Origin of the sequence: Paenibacillus sp. YAF4_2 (genome assembly GCF_052113225.1) — a bacterium.
Classification (GTDB): Bacteria; Bacillota; Bacilli; order Paenibacillales; family Paenibacillaceae; genus Pristimantibacillus.
Genome location: NZ_JBFRCT010000022.1, coordinates 1 through 5,664, shown reverse-complemented (window position 1 = coordinate 5,664; position 5,664 = coordinate 1). Strand labels below are relative to the sequence as shown.

The 5,664-nt window shown below is 47.3% G+C and carries 4 protein-coding genes and 1 rRNA gene; 1 reads left to right on the top strand and 4 read right to left on the bottom strand.

Features of this window, described 5'->3' with window-relative positions:
- Window positions 1–421 precede the first annotated feature (421 nt).
- From AB4Y93_RS28785 to AB4Y93_RS28775, 3 genes are all read right to left on the bottom strand, one after another.
- Complete coding sequence (locus tag AB4Y93_RS28785; protein WP_441897212.1) at window positions 422–664, bottom strand: cupin domain-containing protein; 243 nt, start codon at window positions 662–664, stop codon at window positions 422–424.
- A gap of 223 nt (window positions 665–887) precedes the next feature.
- Window positions 888–1,352: a sugar phosphate isomerase/epimerase family protein gene (locus AB4Y93_RS28780; RefSeq protein ID WP_441897210.1), complete on the bottom strand. Its 465-nt coding sequence runs from the start codon at window positions 1,350–1,352 to the stop codon at window positions 888–890.
- A gap of 200 nt (window positions 1,353–1,552) precedes the next feature.
- The gene (locus tag AB4Y93_RS28775) at window positions 1,553–1,807 is read right to left on the bottom strand and encodes a hypothetical protein (RefSeq protein WP_441897208.1); all 255 of its coding nucleotides are present in this window, start codon (window positions 1,805–1,807) and stop codon (window positions 1,553–1,555) included.
- Between the two features lie 440 nt (window positions 1,808–2,247).
- Here AB4Y93_RS28775 and AB4Y93_RS28770 point away from each other — a divergent pair, with 440 nt between their 5' ends.
- Entirely contained in the window at window positions 2,248–2,730 is a 483-nt protein-coding gene (locus tag AB4Y93_RS28770; RefSeq protein WP_441897206.1) for a cupin domain-containing protein, read from the top strand.
- Here AB4Y93_RS28770 and AB4Y93_RS28765 read toward each other — a convergent pair.
- A 23S ribosomal RNA gene (locus AB4Y93_RS28765) occupies window positions 2,723–5,662 on the bottom strand. The two genes, AB4Y93_RS28770 and AB4Y93_RS28765, sit on opposite strands and share 8 nt — an antisense overlap.
- Window positions 5,663–5,664: the final 2 nt, after the last annotated feature.

The following is a 5,664-nucleotide window of genomic DNA, read 5'->3' as shown; positions in this document are numbered from 1 at the left end:
TTCGATAGAGATCAATACATCGCTTTTTCCGTTATTTCTAACGGGGCAGTTTTGCTCGTTGTTCAGTTTTCAAAGAACAATTTATTTTTCAACAACGCTGCATATCTTATCACGTTATCGAATTCAGTGTCAAGCTTTATTTTTCATCGATCTCAATTTCTATCCATCAATGTTTTTCAGCTTTCCGTCCCAACCGCTTGTTTCTCTCGGCCAGAAATAGAATATACCATACAATGATTTATTAATGCAAGTGTTTTTGATAATTTATTATTATTTCTATATACAACCCCTAAATCGGTACAGTTATCAGACTATTGCATTAATTATCTCATTAACTTTACTAGAGTTTTGATATGAATTCATCTATTTAAAATAACAAAGATGGAATGCATTATTATGCCTTCCATCTTCAATGTTACTCCTACTCTCCTATCGTATGTCGATCTGGCGCTGAATACGCGATGATCATTCGACAAGGCTCCCAACTAGTCACCTTTGCATGATGTGGAACGCCACGCGGAATTCGGAGCATCATCCCTGGCTCAAGATGGAACATTTCGTCTCCAAGCGAATGATCACACTCTCCAGATAATACAAAAATAAGCTCCTCACAATTGGGATGAAAATGTCTCCCGTTCGCTTGACCAGCTTCGATATAAACCATACCAAGGTCATTTCCGACTCTGGATCGATATCTTGACCACATAACCAATGAATCTTACCCCAATCCATCGGCTGGATGCGGCCCTCCTCTACTTTACGCAATCTGAGATTGTAGCCATTACTCGTTCTCCTTACTTGGTAGATTGTAATCCATGCCTTAAGAAACGATTACATTCATCTAGCCCTTGCACGATAGAACCACCGCTTTCTTCATCTGCAGATATTCAGCCGTGGTAACCGGTATCTATAATTGCTGCAAATATCGGTTCAAAGTCAATTACTTCACGGCCAAGAATTTGCCAATTTCCTGCTGCAATATCTTTTATGTGATAATTATCAATAACGGAAGCAAAGGATCTAATCAGTTCAGATGAGTTCCCTATTCCGGACTTGACCAGATGTGCGGTATCAATTGTTAAACCTACGGTTCCCTGCTGTATACGTTCAAAGAAAACATCAAAATCTTCCCGATGCATAACCGGTTGATCGTAGTGATGATGGAGCGAAAGCCTCAGTCCATACTGCTGCGCTTCTTTTCCAAGCTCAGACAAACAATCTGCATAGGTGCGAATATCTTCAGTTGTCACCCGACTGCGGGACACACCGTGGCAAAATACGATCATCTCAGACCCTAGCTTTTGACCAAACTGAAACAGCTCTCGTAGATTCCTGAGTCCTTGTTTATCCAGACCTCCTCCGGTAATAAGCGCTGCAGCTATACCTTCTCTATGACCCCATTCTTACATATAACGTTCCGGTTGAAGCAAATAAGGTGCATATAGCCCTCCATTGAGCTGTAACCCAACATAACCAGCTTTCTGATAGTCATTAAAAAGAAGATTACGCTCTTCATCAGATGTGGTAGGTCTAGAAAAAGCATATTTGATTGTCATATTCTAACTCCGTCTTTGAGCCTTACAATCTGACATTCAGCTGCCGACTGGTAGGAAGCATCAAGTAATGCTACAGTCTTCAGGTTATCTTCTGCACTGTTGTTGGCGACTGCACCTGTCTCGATCCATGTTAACAGCTGCTCGATGTTATCCAGACTATTTTGTTCGCGAGAATAGTGGTTCTCCCATGTTTGTGACGAATTCCGTTCACCAGGGAGGTAAAGCTCAACCTGATTATGATTAAATCTCATGCTCCCTTCTCTCCAATTACAATCATCTCCGTTCGACTAATCGACGAAGAGAAGCTCTGCGATAAGTCACAATGGAACCGTTTTCAAAATTTAATAGAACCGTTGCATCTGTCTCTCCCTGACAGTTAATTGCATCAGAAGAATTCATCAAGCATACAACCGATTCTGCCTCGCAGCCCAATATTGTCTAAAACCATCAAACCAATGGATACCCATAACCGATAAAGCATGTCGCTCACGATCAAGGCGCTATCCTGAATCTTGCCGGAAAAACATTACATTGAATATAATCATCGTCACTTTGCCAATCGTGTTTGCAATAATGTTCTTAACGATCTCGAATGGATAATGACGTCTAAAATTCTGATTCACTGCGACTGGAACGTTAAACTGCTTTGCTTTTTCCGTAATTTCAATCGCATCATTTAATGTATCGGAGAATGGCTTTTCTACAAGTAATGGTATTCCGGTCTCTAATAAAGGAAATACAACCTGCTTGCGAATGGATGTTGAGGTGCATAGGAGTAAAGGTATCAGACCTTTTAGAACCGTCCCCGAACAACGGAACGATCTATACGAGTGCGGCAGAGTATCAGGTTATAGAAAAATGGATCAAAACAGATAAGGGCTACTCTTTCTTTGACTTCGCATCCGGCAGAAGAGATAAAATCATGCAGCCTTATCTGTTTGTAGCACAACGAGGTGAAGTGAAAAGTCATGTACTCTCTCACGAGGGACAAGAATTCATCTATGTCCTTTCTGGACAAATGAAGTATAAGGTCAGCAATATCGAATATGAGATGAGTGCAGGAGATGGAATGTACTTTAACTCACTGGAAGAGCATCGTGTTATCCCTGTATCTGAACAGGTTAAATACTTAGCAATATTCACTGAAGATGCTGGGCGGCCAACATCAGATTAAGAATAGCTTTCTGCACAAATACGAAGATGCAGGAAGCTCCGCTTCCTTCTAAACAAATAAAAACATAGAAACCTACCAAATAAGATTTGGTAGGTTTAATTGGGAAATCTCATCTTGAGGGGGGCTTCACGCTTAGATGCTTTCAGCGCTTATCCCGTCCGTACTTGGCTACCCAGCGGTGCTCCTGGCGGAACAACTGGTACACCAGCGGTACGTCCATCCCGGTCCTCTCGTACTAAGGACAGCTCCTCTCAAATTTCCTGCGCCCGCGACAGATAGGGACCGAACTGTCTCACGACGTTCTGAACCCAGCTCGCGTACCGCTTTAATGGGCGAACAGCCCAACCCTTGGGACCTACTTCAGCCCCAGGATGCGATGAGCCGACATCGAGGTGCCAAACCTCCCCGTCGATGTGGACTCTTGGGGGAGATAAGCCTGTTATCCCCAGGGTAGCTTTTATCCGTTGAGCGATGGCCCTTCCATTCGGTACCACCGGATCACTAAGCCCGACTTTCGTCCCTGCTCGACTTGTTGGTCTCGCAGTCAAGCTCCCTTATGCCTTTGCACTCTCCGAATGATTTCCAACCATTCTGAGGGAACCTTTGGGCGCCTCCGTTACATTTTAGGAGGCGACCGCCCCAGTCAAACTGCCCACCTGACACGGTCCCCGAACCGGTTTCACGGTTCYAGGTTAGAACTCCGATACGATCAGGGTGGTATCCCAACGTTGCCTCCACACAAGCTGGCGCTCATGCTTCAAAGGCTCCCACCTATCCTGTACAGATCGTACCAAAGTCCAATATCAAGCTGCAGTAAAGCTCCATGGGGTCTTTCCGTCTTGTCGCGGGTAACCTGCATCTTCACAGGTATTAAAATTTCACCGGATCTCTCGTTGAGACAGCGCCCAAGTCGTTACGCCATTCGTGCGGGTCAGAATTTACCTGACAAGGAATTTCGCTACCTTAGGACCGTTATAGTTACGGCCGCCGTTTACTGGGGCTTCGGTTCACAGCTTCGGATTGCTCCTAACCGCTCCCCTTAACCTTCCAGCACCGGGCAGGCGTCAGCCCGTATACTTCGCCTTACGGCTTCGCACAGACCTGTGTTTTTGCTAAACAGTCGCTTGGGCCTTTTCACTGCGGCCCCCTCGGGCTATTCACCCTACCGAGGCACCCCTTCTCCCGAAGTTACGGGGTCATTTTGCCGAGTTCCTTAACGAGAGTTCTTCCGCGCGCCTTAGCATGCTCTGCTCGCCTACCTGTGTCGGTTTGCGGTACGGGCACCTTCACCTGGCTAGAGGCTTTTCTTGACAGCCGGAGTACATGACCTTCGCTACTGTAATTTTCGCTCCCCATCACAGCCTAGCTTACRCGAGTYGCGGATTTGCCTACRACTCTGCCTCACTGCTTGGACGGACTATTCCATCAGTCCGCGTCACTGCCCTTCTGTGTCACCCCATTGCTCATAACGGTTTACGGTGGTACAGGAATTTCAACCTGTTGTCCTTCCACTACGCCTTTCGGCCTCGCGTTAGGTCCCGACTTACCCTGAGTGGACGAGCCTTCCTCAGGAACCCTTAGGCTTTCGGCGGACAAGATTCTCACTTGTCTTTTCGTTACTCATACCGGCATTCTCACTTGTATGCTGTCCACCAGTCCTTACGGTCTGACTTCWACCTACATACAACGCTCCCCTACCCAAGTACCAWACGGTACATGTCATAGCTTCGGTGGTGTGTTTAGCCCCGTTACATTTTCGGCGCAGAGTCACTCGACCAGTGAGCTATTACGCACTCTTTAAATGGTGGCTGCTTCTAAGCCAACATCCTGGTTGTCTTTGCAACTCCACATCCTTTCCCACTTAACACACACTTGGGGACCTTAGCTGATGATCTGGGCTGTTTCCCTCTTGACAATGGATCTTAGCACTCACTGTCTGACTCCCGGTAAACATGTCTATGGCATTCGGAGTTTGACTGGACTTGGTAACCCTTGGCGGGCCCCGCACCCAATCAGTGCTCTACCTCCACGACACTCTTAACCGAGGCTAGCCCTAAAGCTATTTCGGGGAGAACCAGCTATCTCCGAGTTCGATTGGAATTTCTCCGCTACCCCCACCTCATCCCCGCATTTTTCAACATGCGTGGGTTCGGGCCTCCAGTGCGTGTTACCGCACCTTCACCCTGGACAGGGGTAGATCACACGGTTTCGGGTCTACGACCACGTACTTATTCGCCCTATTCAGACTCGCTTTCGCTGCGGCTCCGTCTTCCCGACTTAACCTTGCACGTGAACGTAACTCGCCGGTTCATTCTACAAAAGGCACGCCATCACTCTTTTAACGAGCTCTGACTTTTTGTAAGCGCACGGTTTCAGGTTCTTTTTCACTCCGCTTCCGCGGTGCTTTTCACCTTTCCCTCACGGTACTGCTTCACTATCGGTCACTAGGGAGTATTTAGCCTTGGCAGATGGTCCTGCCGGATTCCGACGGGGTTTCACGTGTCCCGCCGTACTCAGGATCCGTCTCGGAGGGTGTWGAATTTCAATTACAGGGCTTTTACCTTCTCTGGCGGGCCTTTCCAGACCTCTTCGTTTACTCAACACCTTTGTAACTCCATGTGAGACGTCCTACAACCCCAAGGAGCAAGCTCCTTGGTTTGGGCTAATCCGCGTTCGCTCGCCGCTACTGACGGAATCACTTTTGTTTTCTCTTCCTCAGGGTACTTAGATGTTTCAGTTCCCCTGGTATGCCTCTACATAACCTATGTATTCAGTTATGAGTGACTGTCCATTACGACAGCCGGGTTTCCCCATTCGGACACCCCCGGATCAATGCGTGCTTACCGCTCCCCGAGGCAGTTTCGTTGTTCGCCACGTCCTTCTTCGGCTCCTAGTGCCTAGGCATCCTCCGTGCGCTCTTACTAGCTTAACCTA

Coding starts and splice junctions, on each gene's coding strand:
- AB4Y93_RS28770 (WP_441897206.1), top strand. CDS start 2,248: ATGGCTTTTCTACAAGTAATGGTATTCCGGTCTCTAATAAAGGAAATA.
- AB4Y93_RS28775 (WP_441897208.1), bottom strand. CDS start 1,807: ATGAGATTTAATCATAATCAGGTTGAGCTTTACCTCCCTGGTGAACGG.
- AB4Y93_RS28785 (WP_441897212.1), bottom strand. CDS start 664: ATGGTTTATATCGAAGCTGGTCAAGCGAACGGGAGACATTTTCATCCC.